The sequence below is a fragment of the Bacillus sp. AK031 genome, assembly GCF_053903065.1.
The window spans coordinates 3,397,078-3,412,706 of the sequence record NZ_CP096424.1 but is presented as its reverse complement, the minus strand read 5'-3'; the positions used below and the strand labels follow the sequence as shown (position 1 = coordinate 3,412,706).

At 42.5% G+C, this 15,629-nt stretch carries 13 protein-coding genes; 2 read left to right on the top strand and 11 right to left on the bottom strand.

Annotated features, from left to right (window positions below; all coding sequences use genetic code 11):
• Positions 1-45 precede the first annotated feature (45 nt).
• A complete protein-coding gene (locus M1E09_RS17490) occupies positions 46-246 on the top strand; it encodes a hypothetical protein (protein ID WP_456272096.1) in 201 nt (66 codons plus the stop codon).
• Between the two features lie 430 nt (positions 247-676).
• Here the strand turns inward: M1E09_RS17490 and M1E09_RS17485 are convergent, their stop codons facing one another.
• Positions 677-1,834 carry an IS256 family transposase gene (locus M1E09_RS17485; protein ID WP_456272095.1) on the bottom strand — a complete coding sequence of 386 codons (1,158 nt, stop codon included), beginning with the start codon at positions 1,832-1,834 and terminating at the stop codon, positions 677-679.
• A 980-nt stretch (positions 1,835-2,814) separates the two neighbouring features.
• On the opposite strand from M1E09_RS17485, the gene M1E09_RS17480 reads away from it, so the two are divergent.
• Positions 2,815-3,894 (top strand): nitric oxide synthase oxygenase, encoded by a 1,080-nt coding sequence (locus M1E09_RS17480; RefSeq protein WP_456272094.1) that lies wholly within the window; start codon positions 2,815-2,817, stop codon positions 3,892-3,894.
• On the opposite strand, the gene M1E09_RS17475 is transcribed toward M1E09_RS17480, so the two are convergent.
• From M1E09_RS17475 to M1E09_RS17430, 10 genes are all read right to left on the bottom strand, one after another.
• Positions 3,891-4,118, bottom strand: a complete 228-nt coding sequence (locus M1E09_RS17475) for a hypothetical protein (RefSeq protein WP_456272093.1) — start codon at positions 4,116-4,118, stop codon at positions 3,891-3,893. The genes M1E09_RS17480 and M1E09_RS17475 overlap by 4 nt on opposite strands.
• Positions 4,119-4,381: 263 nt before the next feature.
• On the bottom strand, positions 4,382-5,389 hold the full coding sequence (mreBH, locus tag M1E09_RS17470) for a rod-share determining protein MreBH (protein ID WP_456272092.1): 1,008 nt from the start codon (positions 5,387-5,389) through the stop codon (positions 4,382-4,384).
• Between the two features lie 593 nt (positions 5,390-5,982).
• Positions 5,983-7,641: a methyl-accepting chemotaxis protein gene (locus M1E09_RS17465; protein WP_456272091.1), complete on the bottom strand. Its 1,659-nt coding sequence runs from the start codon at positions 7,639-7,641 to the stop codon at positions 5,983-5,985.
• 15 nt (positions 7,642-7,656) lie between these two features.
• Complete coding sequence (locus tag M1E09_RS17460) at positions 7,657-8,634, bottom strand: BMP family ABC transporter substrate-binding protein (RefSeq protein ID WP_456272090.1); 978 nt, start codon at positions 8,632-8,634, stop codon at positions 7,657-7,659.
• Positions 8,635-8,784: 150 nt separating this feature from the next.
• The gene (locus tag M1E09_RS17455; RefSeq protein ID WP_456272089.1) at positions 8,785-10,881 is read right to left on the bottom strand and encodes a hypothetical protein; all 2,097 of its coding nucleotides are present in this window, start codon (positions 10,879-10,881) and stop codon (positions 8,785-8,787) included.
• Positions 10,882-11,078: 197 nt separating this feature from the next.
• On the bottom strand, positions 11,079-11,729 hold the full coding sequence (locus M1E09_RS17450) for a glycoside hydrolase domain-containing protein (RefSeq protein WP_456272088.1): 651 nt from the start codon (positions 11,727-11,729) through the stop codon (positions 11,079-11,081).
• A gap of 205 nt (positions 11,730-11,934) precedes the next feature.
• Positions 11,935-12,438, bottom strand: coding sequence for an acyl-CoA thioesterase (locus M1E09_RS17445; RefSeq protein WP_456272087.1), 504 nt, complete (start codon positions 12,436-12,438; stop codon positions 11,935-11,937).
• A 192-nt stretch (positions 12,439-12,630) separates the two neighbouring features.
• A complete protein-coding gene (locus M1E09_RS17440; RefSeq protein WP_456272086.1) occupies positions 12,631-12,759 on the bottom strand; it encodes a DUF2639 domain-containing protein in 129 nt (42 codons plus the stop codon).
• Positions 12,760-12,920: 161 nt separating this feature from the next.
• A complete protein-coding gene (locus M1E09_RS17435) occupies positions 12,921-14,207 on the bottom strand; it encodes an MDR family MFS transporter (protein ID WP_456272085.1) in 1,287 nt (428 codons plus the stop codon).
• Positions 14,208-14,371: 164 nt separating this feature from the next.
• Entirely contained in the window at positions 14,372-15,604 is a 1,233-nt protein-coding gene (locus M1E09_RS17430; protein ID WP_456272084.1) for an aminopeptidase, read from the bottom strand.
• Between the last annotated feature and the right edge of the window lie 25 nt (positions 15,605-15,629).

The window sequence follows — 15,629 nt, the reverse complement described above, 5'->3', positions numbered from 1 at the left end:
CCTCGTGAGGGAATAACCAATTAAAAAGACTGGAGGTTTTCCATCATGAAAGAAATCCGAGGAGGAAACAGGGCAGAAACACTGACGGAGATCCACGAAATTCTCACAGACGGTTTGCAAAGGGAATTGAAACCCGATGAGGATAAGCTGATTACCGAGTGGACAGCGACATTCAATCAAGAAGAAAGAGCGACGATCATCAATATGCTGAAGGAATTGCTCAATAAGCATAAACGACACGATTAACCTGGAAGACCTGCAGCTATCTATTGCTGCAGGTCTTTTTGATAGAAGGCTTTGGGCATTGTTAAAGAGGAAATGTTGTCTAATAAATCTATTTAGGGAGTGTTGCCTGATTCCCTCTCCAGGTACGCGACTCCGCGGGGGAAGCTTAGGCCCCTACAATGTGGTTATGTGCCATTTGTTCTGTAGTGAAGGAAGGTAGCTGGATAATAAAAGGAGTTTATGTGCCATCTGATCTGTAGTAAGAGGAGATAGCTGGACAATAAGAGGAGCTTATGTGCCATCTGATCAGGAGTAAGAGAGTCAAGTCCTGATTATTGTGTAAATTAATTTATACAACGTCTCAACCTAATATAGTGTTTTTGATTTTTTTGACAGGAAAGGGGGTACCCCCTTTCCTGTCAAAAAAATTCGCGCTTCGCTTTACCTGTCATTACCTTTTTCTTTTGTTCAATTGTAAGTTCTCATTTTCCATGAGAAGTGCACCTATTAATCGAAAGGCTGATTGAGTATTTGGAAAGATTCTGATGACTCTTTCACGCCTCCTGATCTCCTGGTTTAAACGCTCTAAGGAATTCGTGCTACTTATATTTATTTGATACTTGTCCTCTTCATTTAGGTACTGAATAGAATCTTCAAAGCCCTCTTCCAAGGTGTCTAATGCCTTTTCAAGCTTCTTATTATCTCCGTACTTACTGATAAACTCTTCTTTGGTAGCTCTTGCTTCAGCACTTGAAGCAGATTGATAAATTTTTCTCAGATCGGATATGACTTGTTTCATATCTTTTTTCGGCAGCTTATCTATTATATTCCGCTTAAAGTGGACAGTGCATCGCTGCCAAGAGGTTCCAATGAACTCTCGTTCAATTGCTTTCTTTAACCCGGCATGAGCATCAGAGATAACCAATTTTGGGGATTGTAACCCACGTGATTTTAACTCTTGGAAAAACCCCTGCCAAGCTTCAAAGCTTTCAACATGGTCTATTTTCAACCCAATCACTTCACGATTCTTCTTCTCATTCATGGCAGTCATGATATAGACTGCTTTAGATACTACTTTATTATGTTCCCTGACCTTTATATACATGGCATCCGCATAGAGATAAGGGAAATACTGAACATTGAGGGGACGGCTTGCCCATTTATTTACGATGGGATCTAGCTTCTCTGTTAATGATGAAACAAATGACTTTGAAACACCTTCTCCGCAAAGCTGTTCAACTATGTTCGTGACTTTGCGAGTAGATACACCGTTTACAACCATTTCAAGCATAGATAGTGTGAGTGCTTGATCGACGCGGGAGAATTTTTCAAATATAGACGGAGAAAAATCACCTTCTCTTGTACGTGGGACTCGCAATTTAATCTTTCCAACACCAATCAGGAGCTCTCGCTCATAGTATCCATTTCGATAATCTCTTCGTTCGGAAGAACGTTCATAAGCAGCGGCTTGTAAGTATTCATCTCTTTCTTTTTCCATGAATTCATTCAACACTAATACAATTGAAGATTTTACTATCGTATCAAGGTTAGAATTCATAACAGAATCTTTTAAAATATCCAAATCTAGGCTAAACTGTACTTGAGTCATTTTTATTCCTTCTTTCAATGTTTATCGTGGTTGAAAACATTGTTGACAAGAAAGATAAAAATGACTCTTTCTTTTTACACAATTATATGGACTTAATCGAGTAAGAGAGTATAGCTGGACAATAAAAGGAGTTTATGTGCCACCTGATCAGGAGTAAGAGAGTATAGCTGGATAATAAAAGGAGTTTATGTGCCACCTGATCAGGAGTAAGAGAGTGTAGCTGGATAATAAAAGGAGTTTATGTGCCATCTGATCTGTAGTAAGAGGAGATAGCTGGACAATAAGAGGAGCTTATGTGCCATCTGATCTGTAGTAAGAGGAGATAGCTGGACAATAAAAGGAGTTTATGTGCCATCTGATCTGTAGTAAGAGGAGATAGCTGGACAATAAAAGGAGCTTATGTGCCATCTGATCTGTAGTAAGAGGAGATAGCTGGATAATAAAAGGAGTTTATGTGCCATCTGATCTGTAGTAAGAGGAGATAGCTGGACAATAAGAGGAGCTTATGTGCCATCTGATCAGGAGTAAGAGAGTATAGCTGGATAATAAAAGGAGTTTATGTGCCATCTGATCTGTAGTAAGAGGAGATAGCTGGACAATAAGAGGAGTTTATGTGCCACCTGATCAGGAGTAAGGGGAGATAGCTGGACAATAAAAGGAGTTTATGTGCCATCTGATCAGGAGTAAGGGGAGATAGCTGGTTAATAAAAGGAGTTTATGTGCCACCTGAACCGGAGTAAGAGGAGATAGCTGGTCAAAAAAACGTTTGCATGCCATCTGATTTTGAGTTTAAGAAGAAGGATAGTCAATAAAACTCAAAATAACCCCAGTATTCACCGGGATACATTTGCCACCGGGGCTAAACGTTGGCACTTCAACTTCTTCATTATCGTAATAAAATGAACACATACCTCTTTATTGAAAACACCATTAAGATGATATACTCTTTGTAAAGGTCAGCTTTTGAAAGGAAGTTTATATTGTCACAAATATTGCAGGAAGCCATATCTTTTATAGAATTTTGCCACAGAGAACTTGGAAGGAAAGAAGAAGAGATTAAAGATCGAATCCTTCAGGTTAAAAATGAAATTGAAAAAACAGGTACTTATGAACATACATTTGAAGAAATCGAACACGGAGCCAAAATGGCCTGGAGAAACAGCAACCGCTGCATTGGCAGGCTGTTTTGGGACAGCATGCATGTAAGGGATGCCCGGTCTGCTTCTACTGAAGGAGAAATTTTCTCTGAGCTGGAGGCGCATCTGAAATATGCCTCGAATGGAGGGAAAATCCGGCCGACGATTACGATTTTCCGGCCGTCCATGCAAAATGAACCGGATATCAGAATCTGGAACCATCAATTGCTCCGATATGCAGGGTACAGAGATAAACATGGGATCATTGGTGAGTCATCATCGCTGGATTTTACCCAAAAGTGTGAAGAGATCGGCTGGAAGGGGAAAGGAACCCATTTTGACATTTTGCCATGGGTTGTTCAAATAGGTGACAGGAAGCCTGTGTGGAAAGAAGCACCAAGAGAAGATATTATCGAAGTCCGATTGAAACACCCTGAGTACAGTTGGTTTACCGATCTTCACTTAAAATGGTATGGCGTACCGATCATATCGGATATGAGGCTTGAAATTGGAGGGATTTCCTATAAAGCAGCCCCTTTTAATGGCTGGTATATGGAAACGGAAATCGGAGCGAGGAACCTGGCGGATGAAGGCCGCTATAATATGCTGCCTAAGGTCGCCAGTTGCATGGGCCTGGATACTTCTAAAATGTCAACTCTATGGAAGGATAAAGCCCTGGTTGAATTGAATATTGCTGTTCTCCATTCGTTTAAAGAAGCGGGTGTCAGCATTGTCGACCATCATACGGCTGCCCAGCAATTCAAGACATTTGAAAACAAAGAAAGACAGGCCGGAAGAAAGTTGACCGGTGACTGGACATGGCTCATTCCACCTGTATCACCTGCCACTACACATATCTTCCACAAGGGATATAAAAATGAGTGGAAATCGCCCAATTATTTTTATCAGGAAAGAGCTTTTTAACTATTGAAGCTTTTCCTGGTGATAAGAAAGTACTGAAACCAGTATTTGAACTCATCGAAAAGAGGCTGATGATCTTCGAATGAAAAGTTCTCAAAGAAGTCTTCCAGCTGTTCAGTGCTTGCTTCATCCAGGAGCCCGGTGACATAGAGCGGTGTCTGAAATCTTTTATACAAATCATTGTAACCGTAGAAGTCAAATAAATCTTCTGCTTGCTTTTCATTCATCAGGGATCATCCTTTCTGCTTGCTAGTACTAGTATGACCCCGAAACAGCGCCCGATTCTTTATTCTGAGAAAAATGGTTAGAAGTACAAGCACGCGTTGTCTGCTTTCATATTATGTACTATGAAGAACCTCCTTTCATCTTCATGACCGGCTGTGGACCGCTATGCAGCCGGTTTCTTAATTTGTGAGCTATGATAAAAGGGTAGAAAAAAGGTGTCTTGAGCAGCGGGCATTAGACCGCCGCACCAAGACACCATCATTCGTTATCTGGCAACTTTTTGAAGCTTATGAATCACAGAAAGAGAACGGCCGGTACCGATTGCAACCGATTCCAGCGGATTCGGAGCAAGGTGGACGGGTACGACAATTTCCTCAGAAAGCCATTCCTGCATTCCGCCAAGAAGAGCTCCCCCCCCGGTCAAGATCACTCCACGGTCAACGATGTCTCCGCTTAGTTCCGGAGGACAGTTTTCCAATGTTGAGCGAATCGTCTCCAAAATATGAAGAAGGGATTCCTTCAATGCACTTTGAATTTCATTTGAATCGAGAGTGATCGTTTTTGGCAGCCCTGTAACAAGGTCGCGTCCCCGGATATCCATCGATAAAGTTTCATGGGGGATCAGGGCATAGCCGATTTCCATTTTAACTTTTTCTGCTGTACGTTCACCTATCAACAGGTTATATTTTTTGCGTACATGCTGAATAATATCGTCATCCATCTGGTCGCCGCCGATGCGAATCGTATTGCAGGAAACGACACCTCCGTACGAAATGATTCCAACCTCAGTCGTCCCGCCGCCGATATCTACAATTACGTTGGCAACCGGCTCATCGACAGGCAGGTCTGCGCCGATTGCTGCTGCAACCGGCTCTTCAATCAATGTGACTGATTTTGCGCCGCTGCCTTTTACAGCGTCTTGGATAGCTCTTTTTTCAACAGAAGTAGCACCGGATGGCGTACAAACGACAACGCTCGGCTTCCGAATGGACAAGCCCATTTGTTTGTTCACTTTTCTCATTATTTGCTTGAGCATTTCAGTGGTCACATCGAAGTCCGCAATCACGCCGTCCTTCAAAGGCCTTACGGCAACTATTTTTCCAGGCGTCTTACCGATCATGCTTTTAGCTTCCGTTCCGACAGCCAGCACATTTTTCGTTTCCGTATCTATGGCAACAACGGAAGGTTCGTTAAAAATAATTCCTTTATTCTTGCTGTATACCAGGATATTCGCAGTACCTAAATCAATACCGATTTCAGAATTTGATAGCATGTTTATTCCTCCAACTGTTTGAAATTCAACTAGTTTTCATTGTTAGTAAAATATTTGTTTTTCAATCTATCTTTATATACTTCATAAATTATAGGAGATTTTTGACGGTTTTTGTCGCGGATAAATATTCCAGAAAACCAATGTTACAGCCTGTTACAAAGTTATCAGCTTGAAAAGCATGTGAACAATACTGTCTTATCAGCCTTATCTTCACAAATATATACAAGAATGGCTTCTTACATGTTTTACCCTGTCAACAAAACTTAAACTCTCTGTAAAGTTGTAATGATAAGGTTTTGGAATTTTGTGTTGTAATAAAGGTGAATATGAGTGGGGAAAGTACCGAGGCGGATAGAAAAGTGTATCGGCATCTTGGAATTTAGTAAAAGTAAGAGCGAGGAGTAGTAGGAGCCAGATGGGGGCTTAGAGGGTATTGTTGAATAGGGGTCTATGGAGGCGTTGAACCGAAAAATCAATCCGATGCAGTCAAACTCAATGATCCGCAATTAAATTTCACTGCCGACCTGAAAGTCGGGCAAAGCTTAAAATATAAAAAAACTGCCATCCGTTTATTAAGGGTGGCAGCTGTATTTTTAAATTTGGAACTTCTTCATTTCACCATTAAGTTCTTCTGTTAATTGATGCAATTGCTGGATTTTCTCGTTCATCTGATTGAAGAAATGCATTTGTTCTTCCGTGGAAGCAGATATTTCTTCCGTTCCTGCAGCTGTTTGCTCTGTCACGGCTGATATATTCTCAACTGCTGAAATGACCTGGTTTGTCATTTCATTAGACTGATTCATGCCGTTGACTAATGAAGTCAGCTGGTTGAAAACCAGGGAGATTTTATCTGAAATATTTTCAAAGGCAGTTTCTGTTTCATTCATTGAATGGAGCTGATCTTTTGACAGCTGGTTGCCTTTGTTCGTCAGTTCGATGATCGAACCAATGCCTTCTTTAATACTATGAACCATTTTTTCAATCAGCTCGGTAGCCTTTGAAGAGTCTTCTGCAAGTTTCCTTACTTCCTCAGCGACAACAGCAAAGCCTTTTCCTGCTTCTCCGGCTCTTGCCGCTTCGATTGCCGCGTTCAAGGCAAGGAGGTTCGTCTGGTCGGCGATACTTTGTACTGAAGTGGCAGCTTGTTCAATTTCATCTGTGTAGTTGGCAAATTGCTCAACAGAACGCATGATATCTTGTGATGAGAGTGACTGCTGTTCTGTAAAAGCCTTTTGTTTATCCAAGGACATTTTTCCAGACTGGACAAGGCCAAGGGCTTCTTGGCTTGATTGAACTGAAAGGTTGCTTTCTGCCATGTTTTTTCCGAATTCTTCACCCATTGTGCCCATCAGTTCGGCCGTTGAACTGATATCTTCGGAAATGGACTGACTGCCGCGGGACAGCTCTTCAGTAGAAACTGCCACCTGGTTACTGCTTTCTGTCAAGCTGTGCATATGTTCACTCACTTCGTCGGTAAAGGTTTTGACTCTGCTCCCTGTTGATTCAATGGAGAGAACCGTTTGCCTTAAATTATCAACCATTCCCAGAAATGAATTTTGGAGTTTATCGATTTCATAATGACTGTCGGGTTTACGGCCGGATTGAGTGTCGATCGTTAAATCGCCTTCAGCCACCTTGGCCGCATTGGTCACGATTTTGTTGATTGGATGCACAATCCTGCTCGATAAGAACCAGGATAGGCATACAGACATCAGAATCAATAAAGCGGAAGCTCCGATAGAAGAAAAGATGATGAAAGCAATTTTCTGCTCGGTTTGTTTCAGGATGCCTTCATACCATTCATCCGTCTGCTTATTCAATAAGTGCATATCATTCAGAATGCCTGAAATCCGGATGGACTGCCTTTTCACTTCAGCGCTATTATCATTTTCCAATGCTGATTGTGCTGCTTTTTTCAGGTCAATGAACTTGTTTTCCACCTTTGAAAGTGTCACTTTTTCTTTTTCAGTTTTTAACAATTTTTTCAGATTGGCGATTTCCTGTTCTGTACCTTGTATCAATGAAAGAGCCTCTGTTTTATTAGCATCAGAAGCATTAAACGCATAGTTGGACAGTGACTGTTTGGTAACAATCAGATCTCCACTTAAAGCTTCCGTGGATGTTAATACTTGCACATCATCTTTAGCAGAACTTTGGATATTAACAATCTGGAAAATCATATAGGCAATGATGCTGATTGAGAATACGAGTGGAAGTATGCCCATGATGATCAATCTGCTTCGTAGTTTCATTTATCTGGCTCCTTGTCAGTTTAAATTGATAGATATGCTGCCGGAAATCATTTCCTTCTTGGCTGCTTCAATTGCTTTCTTTTGTTCGGAGGAGAGGGTGATATTGCGAATCGGCGCCAGTCCAACTCCGTCTTCTGCAAGGCCCAATTCGTATACATCCTGACCGATTTCCCCTTGTTCTACCAGACTTTCTGCGATGTTAAACACTGCTACATCGATATTCTTCATCATAGATGTAACGACAGCTTTCTCTGCTACGAAATATTGGTCAGAGTCGACACCTGCCGTGAAAATATGATGATCCTGGGCCGCCTGGATGGCCCCTACACCTGTGAATCCTGCTGCTGGATAAATGAAGTCGGCCCCTTTTTTGATTTGTTCCAATGCCATCTTCTCACCCAGTGCTGCATCACCAAAATTATTGGCATATTCACTGATGATTTTTATATTAGGATTTATATATTGAGCTCCTTGTATAAAGCCTTTTTCAAATCGGTGGATAACGGGAACATCTGCCCCGCCTATGACACCCAAATGCTGGTTTTTGCTGGTCATCGCTGCCACCATTCCAACCAGAAAGCTGCCTTCATGTTCCTTAAAGGTGATGGAAGTTACATTCTCAAGTTCCGATACCCCGTCAATGAGCAGAAAACTTTGCTCAGGGAACTTTTTTGCTGTGTTCTCCAATGCTTCCTGAACGGAGAATCCAAGGCCGATGACAAGGTCGTTTCCTTGTTGTGATAACTCTTCAAGAGGAGTTTCGAAGTCCCCATCCGGCGCTTCCCGGTAATCAAATAGAATTCCTAATTCATCTCTTGCTTTTTCTAATCCCCTGAAGGCAGAATCATTAAAGGATTCATCTCCCAAGCCGGTATCAGATAATAGTATACCAATTTTGTATTCGGTTGTTTTTTTGTCAGAAGTGCTTGCTGCTGAACATCCTGCCATCATCAAGACGGTGATCAACAGAGGTATAAATAATATCTTTTTCACTGATGCTCCTCCTAGAATGTTGTCGGCACCTCAAAGATGTCCGTACCTCTTATATCGGCAGTTTTTAAGGTTTTATTAGAGAAATAATCGATTTTAAATATGTAATAGTTGGAACCAGGAAGAAAGACAGCCAATAGGGGCTGCCTCGTTTTAATCCAATTCTTCTTCAGTTGTATAATTGTGCGTACCAGATTGCATGAGAAGTGTATTTTCGAGCTGCTTAGAAGTGTAAGTAAAAAGCCCGATATTATTTTTTGTTTCAAAAATGGAGGAATCTTTAACTTTCAAATAATCAATCGTTTCTTTCCACTCATATTCGCCAGGTATTTCCCCTGCGTCATGGGAGGTAATCATATCATGCTCTTTTGTGCAATAGCGATATAGAGTCCGGTTTGTTCTCTGGCGTGCGTTTAACATGATCAACAGTTTCATGAGGTTTCCGGCAATGCTTGAGTAACTCATGTTCTTGATCGGGCTGCTCGTATATTGATGGATGGTGAAGCTCCTTCCATCGGGCAGGCCCACAGCCGACTTTACGGCTGATGCTGAGTGCACATCGCCTGATAAAACGATGCAGTCGGAGGGACTCCAGTCAGCAATCCGGCAGAGGAATTCACTAAACCCTTTTGCATTGTATTTCCATGCTTCCAAATCAAAAGATTGTTGTACAGGTACACCCAGTGATCGCAGGGGAAGAATGAATTTCTGTAAAAAGTTCTCAATCAATCCGATCCCATATAAAGGAGTTGGAGAGATGATGACTAATGGATCGCCGGCTTTCCAGGATGTTGTGAGTAGAACCTGGTAGAGCGTATCCCATGTTTCTGCCCCAATGAGGTTTGGGCTGACTTTCTCTTCATCTATTTTTCTTCCAATCTTGACCGGCTGAGGGGTATCGAAATACTCTCTCTGGGTTCTTGTGTCTAGAAAGAGTGCAGCAGGAGCAGTTGGAGCAATGAAATGCCAGGAAGAAAATGCCCATAAGGATTCCATCCAGTCCGAATGAGATGAGGAGGCAGGTTTATATACATCAAGATATTCCTGCATCGGCTTTTTAAAATATTCATAGGTTGCCGGAGCATTTCCCCACCCCTGGAATAACCAGTATGAGGCAAGGCCATTGCTGATGACATGCCGCCCAAGTGCAGAGTCATGAACACGTGATTTCCAAGTCTTTGTCAAATTCCAGTCATCGGTGATATCGTGATCATCAAAGATCATATAAGTCGGAGTGTTGGCCAACACCCGCCGGGCAGCTGACAGGGTCTCCTGGAAGCTGGATAATTCAGTAGATTGCTTGTTATATCTTTCTTTTAACAACCGAAGTTCAAGTTCAAATTCCTTCTTGTGCATTTCCTGATGATTGAATGAAAAATGAATCTTGTCATCTTCCAAAGCTTCTTCAAAAGAAGGGAGCAGGTTCTCATCCTGGGCGAGCTTCCACAGCTCAGGACTCCACGAAAGTAAGTACATTGCTGCATATTCCCCGATTGACAACAGGTGGTTATCCGCTTTATTGGAAGTGAAGCTGCAAAATTGCTCTGTTATATATTGTCTGCCATTAATTTGCTGAATTCTTTTTTGGAAATCTTTTTCTTTCAGGTTTGGTTCGATATCCCCCAAAGTCTCTTCCTTGCCGATAAGCTGCCGGCTGAGCTTAAGAATGAGAGGGAAGACCATGTCTGCAACATCATCCGCATAAATTTGATCACCCATAAGGAATAAGGCTGCTGGTCTCCCGGATGTATCAAAAGAAGAAGAGAGAGCTTCGTCCGCTTCTGCAAGAGTGTCGGCCCCTTCTCCATGGAGCTTTCGGCATGAGCCATAAAGGAAACTGCTGCTGCGATCACTGAGATAAAATGTAGGATATTCCAGATTTCCGTAGACGATGGAAGAAGAATGATGAGGAGAAAGGAGGTCGAATGCTGCTAAATCAAAACTACTATTCTCATTTTCAAAAATCAGGTTGTAACCGATCAGAGTTTCCAAAGGCAATGCCCCAGCATGCGGAGTTAATTTAATCAGGTGGACAAATAATTGCTTTCCTGCGTGAATTGAATCAGTTTCTGAAGAACAATCTATTGTCTCGTACTCGCAGGCTTCCGCATCAGGCGGCTGATGAACGGTATAGATCCTGCCCTTGACTTGAAGAGGCTCACTCAATGCTATCCAGATACAGACCTGATTAGAATCTGCACGGCGTATGATCGGCCCGCTTAATATGGTAGGAAGTTTAATAGAGTTCAATGTATCGCCCCCATTTATTCATTCGTACCATCGTATTCACAGAAGGGGGATATGGTGTTAACAGAAGGAGTTGAGCTTTGATCTTATGAAGCTCCAACTTATTTTGGAATGATTTGTGCATCCTTCGAATAAAGGCAATAAAATAAGAGAAAACAGTCCGCCGGCTGTTTTCTCTTTTAGTACACCACGTTAATTGTTTACCACAGTATGTCGAATAATTGCCGGGTTGCCAGATTTGTATTGATTGGGCAGGCTTTAGGATCTCTTCCATATTGCCAACTCCACACATTTCCTTTGGATGATGGCGACCTGGGATTGAAGCGGGGGGCATTTCCTGATTTTGATGGACCTCTATCTGGAACGGCACTCCATAATATTGTATCGATGGGAATTCGTTCGCTGTTTTGTGCAGCTCTACTATAGGCTGAGTTGAAATTGCCTTCCGAAGGATCATTAAAGTAACCTGCCAAATATCCTCTTGACTGAACTCCTTCATACCAGCCGTGCAGCCATTCAGCATCGAACTCTAACGATTGTTCTCCTTTTGCAAAGATAGGGACACCTTTTGGAATGCCTAACCTCCTTGCACTTGAAACAGCATCGACGGCAGATGTCATGCCGCTCCGATAGCCTTCAGAAGAAGCAAAGTTATTATAGATAGGCAACACCTTTGTGGCGCTGTTGTGAAGTAATTTTATCTCCTCTCTGGTCAACCCTTCAGAGGCATCTTCAACAGTCGTCAAGTACCTTCCCCAAAATAAGGGCTTGCCAAAGTTCTTCAGCACACTGTTATATAAATCCCTGGTTACGGTTTTGGATGAGTCTACACCCCAATATGTTTTAACCACCGGGCCATTCTCCTTCCCTGATCCATTTCATATTATTTATATTGTTTGGAAAGGGAATTAGACCATCTAGTATCGGAAGTGTATGTACTAATTTTCCTTATATAGAAAGTGGATATACTTTATAACTGAAAAAGGGAAGTAAGGATGAACCTAAATCAAAAAAGCCGTCACCATAGGAGTTACCGGTAACGGCTGAAAGGACATACTAGTGTTTGGCGAAAAACTCGGCAAGCTCCTGGCTGTGCTTTCTTCTGGCTTTCCTGTGGGATGCGCGGTTATCGGCCGTTTCATTGAGCCATTTTTCTTCATCAGATTCGGGGATGACTTTGGGGACTGGAGCCGGTTTTCCGCCTTGGTCAAGTGCCACGAAGGTAAGGAAGGAAATAGCGGCAACCGCCGTTTCTCCTGTTAAAAGGTTTTCAGAAGTCACCTTTACACACACTTCCATGGAACTGCTCCCAGTATAAGTCACCATCGCTTCAAGTGTTACTGCATCTCCCACTTTTATCGGCTTGAGAAAGTCCACCGAGTCTGTCGAAGCAGTGACCACAGGGTTCCTCGCCAGTTTATAGGCGGAAATGGATGCGACATCATCAATATAGGACATAAGCTTGCCGCCGAATAATGTACCGTGGTGGTTTGTATCAGGCGGCAATACATGACTGGTTTTTATCGTCTTCGTGTCTTTCATTCGTTTGGTTTCGCTCATATTGATCACCTTTCAAATTTGGCTTTGTTTTATATAATCCACTAAAATATTCAAAACAAACACTCAAGGTGAAATATATTAAAGAAAATCGGAAAAATTCCCCTGTGTAGGTTGAGGGGGATATCCCGCCGAACCCGACATCAAAAAGAGAATATTAAAAAGCCGGAGAGCTGTGCTCTCCGGCTGTAAGTGTTATTGATATTTCTCAAGTAAGGTAGCTAAAACGTGCTTTTTGTAGGATTCAACTTTGCGTTCCTCGTAACGGCGAACACCTTTCTCCTTCAGTTGTTGAACGTACCAGCCTTTGCTTCCTGTATGCATTGAAAATACACCCTTTCTTTGCGATTTGTTGAATGGAGTCAATCGGCTATTTCCGATGAAAATGAATCTTATTATTTCAACCGGGTCCCATTGTAACATCTATAAATCTATGGCGAAAGGGGTATGCAAAATTTTTTTGAATTCTTTTTTCAGACTGCCTATTAAACTTCTGTTTCGACTGTCACCTGTTGTTTAATTAGGTTTTGCTTTTCTATTTGCGAGAACATCACATAATATAAAACAGCGCTCAGGCCAGCCAGCAGTGCAAGAATTACAAAGGTTGCCTGATAGCCTGCCCAAAGGGAAAAAGTGATGGATAATGGTGCAATCGTCCTGGCTAGCGTAAATCTCATGCTCGCAGCCGCAAAGTATTGCCCGCGCATATTCTCGGGTGCAAGCTTGGAAATGAAGCTTTGCTGGATGCCGACTGTCATTAGTTCGGCAAAGGTGAAGATCGCCATTGATACGATGAACATCCAAATGGAAGCGGTCTGGCCAAAAATAAAGATCGACACTGCATAAATGAGAGACGAGAGCATAAATACATTTTTTTCTTTGTATTTGGTCATCCATTTCGTCACGATGACAGTGAATAACGCAACAAGCAATCCGTTCTCCGAAAGAATTACTCCAAAGATTTGTTCACCTGTCAATGTGAACGAGAGCACTTTGGCGCTTTCCAGAGAGTCTTTTATATAGACCGGTATAAGCAGATCAAGCTGCATGAAGGTTTGCCCGACCAGCACACCTGCCAAAATGAACAAAAGAAACGTTCTGTCCCTGATAATGACTTTGTAGTCTTTAAACTGATCCGTTAACGCATGGTACCAGGCTTTCGGCTCGCCCTTGGTGACAAGCTTCCTGTCCTGGTTTTCCGGTGCAGTCTCACGAGTCATTTTTGCAAGAAGCAAGCCCAGAATCATACATATGATGGCTGAGACAAGAAGCAGTTCAAAACGATAATGTACATAAAAAATACTTCCTAAAATCGGTCCGATGACAACGGCAATGTTAATGGACGTATAAAAAATCGCGAACACGTGGCTGCGGTCTTTTTCATCCACGACATCGGCCACCATTGCCTGGCTGGCAGGCCAATAAAACGACCCGAAGACGCTGGCCAGCGTAAAACAGATAAATCCGAGTGCTGCCGATTCCAGCCACGGCGAGCTGGCAAAGGCGAAAACCAGAAAGGCAAGACCCTGCCCAAAGGAAGAAAGGACCATCATGGTTTTCCTTCCGAACCGGTCAGCACAATAACCGCCCATCAAGTTGGCGAAAACTGCAAACAGCTGAGAGGCAATAAGCAGCAAGCCGGCCATCTGCTTTCCGAATGCTTCTGTAAAATAAATCGTCAGAAACGGGAAAAACATCCAGAAAGTGATGTTCATCATCGCTTCCCCAAAAAGCCTGACCTTTAAATTTCGATCCCAATCCCTAATCCTCATAAAAAAATCTCCCCGTTCCCCTAAATTAACCTTTAATATCATACTTTCATAACCAGAAAATTACAAGGAGATTTTATATCCATATAAAAGAAGGAGTACGGGTAAAAAAAAGAAGCCATTCGCCCGAAAGCAAAATGACTTCTCTTCTTTAATATTACGTTAAATTAAAACGCCCAGTCTCCGTTGCGGAAGACTGCTTCTGTTGTGCCGTCTTCTTTGATTCCGTCAATGTTCATTTCTGAAGAACCGATCATGAAGTCAACATGAGTGATACTGTTGTTCAAGCCGGCTTTTTCAAGTTCGTCTTTAGACATCTTTTTGCCGCCTTCCACACAGAAAGCGTAGGCGCTTCCGATTGCAAGGTGGTTGGAAGCATTCTCATCAAATAATGTGTTGTAGAAAAGGACATTCGATTGGGAAATTGGTGACTTGTGAGGCACAAGGGCAACTTCTCCAAGGAAATGGGATCCTTCATCCGTTTCCACTAAGCGCTTCAGGATATCTTCGCCTTCTTCAGCTTGGACTTCGACGATACGGCCTTCTTTGAATGTCAACTTGAAGTTGTCGATGACGTTACCGCCGTAGCTTAATGGTTTTGTACTGGAAACAGTTCCGTTCACGCCTGTTTTCAAAGGAACCGTGAACACTTCTTCAGTCGGCATATTCGCCATGAATTTAACGCCTTGCTCTGATACGCTGCCAGCGCCAACCCACATATATCCTTCAGGGAATTCAATTGTCAGGTCAGTTCCTGGAGCTGTATAGTGAAGCTTTTTATAGTTTTTGCCGTTTAAGTAGTCCACTTTCTCATGCAGATTTTGGTCATGGTCTTTCCAAGCTTGAACAGGGTCTGCCTGGTCTGCACGCACTGCCTTGAAGATAGCGTCCCAAAGCTTGTCGACTTGCTCATCAGCTGGTGCGTCCGGGAATACCTTTGCTGCCCATTTTTCAGAAGGTGCTGCAAGGACAGACCAGCTTACTTTATCCGATTGGATGTAAGATCGGTATTTGTCCATTGCTTGGCCTGCAGCTTTCTGGAAGTTGGAGATGCGTTCAGGATCTACACCTTTTAAAAGATCTGGGGATGCAGAAACGATGGACATGAATGCTGCGCCGTTTTCCGCCAATGTTTCCATTTCTCTTGCTTTCCACTCAGGGAATTCTGTGAATGCTTCATCAGGAGCCAGGTCGTATTTGTAACGGTTGACTGTGTCATCGTTCCAGTTTACATACACATGCTTTGCGCCGGTCTCATATGCTTGTTTTACGACAAGTCTTACGAATTCAGCCGCATCAATTGAAGCGTTTACAACAAGTGTCTGCCCTTTTTGGATGTTGACACCGACCTTTACAGCCAGGTCTGCGTATTTCTCAAGATTTTGTTTGAAATTATCCATATGTATTCTCCTTTAATTCAGAATC

Bases quoted from the DNA above. Each gene is read 5' to 3' on its own strand.
- M1E09_RS17490 (WP_456272096.1), top strand. From the start codon at position 46: ATGAAAGAAATCCGAGGAGGAAACAGGGCAGAAACACTGACGGAGATC.
- M1E09_RS17485 (WP_456272095.1), bottom strand. From the start codon at position 1,834: ATGACTCAAGTACAGTTTAGCCTAGATTTGGATATTTTAAAAGATTCT.
- M1E09_RS17475 (WP_456272093.1), bottom strand. From the start codon at position 4,118: ATGAATGAAAAGCAAGCAGAAGATTTATTTGACTTCTACGGTTACAAT.
- mreBH (WP_456272092.1), bottom strand. From the start codon at position 5,389: ATGCTATCAAATTCTGAAATCGGTATTGATTTAGGTACTGCGAATATC.
- M1E09_RS17465 (WP_456272091.1), bottom strand. From the start codon at position 7,641: ATGAAACTACGAAGCAGATTGATCATCATGGGCATACTTCCACTCGTA.
- M1E09_RS17445 (WP_456272087.1), bottom strand. From the start codon at position 12,438: ATGAGCGAAACCAAACGAATGAAAGACACGAAGACGATAAAAACCAGT.
- M1E09_RS17440 (WP_456272086.1), bottom strand. From the start codon at position 12,759: ATGCATACAGGAAGCAAAGGCTGGTACGTTCAACAACTGAAGGAGAAA.
- M1E09_RS17435 (WP_456272085.1), bottom strand. From the start codon at position 14,207: ATGAGGATTAGGGATTGGGATCGAAATTTAAAGGTCAGGCTTTTTGGG.
- M1E09_RS17430 (WP_456272084.1), bottom strand. From the start codon at position 15,604: ATGGATAATTTCAAACAAAATCTTGAGAAATACGCAGACCTGGCTGTA.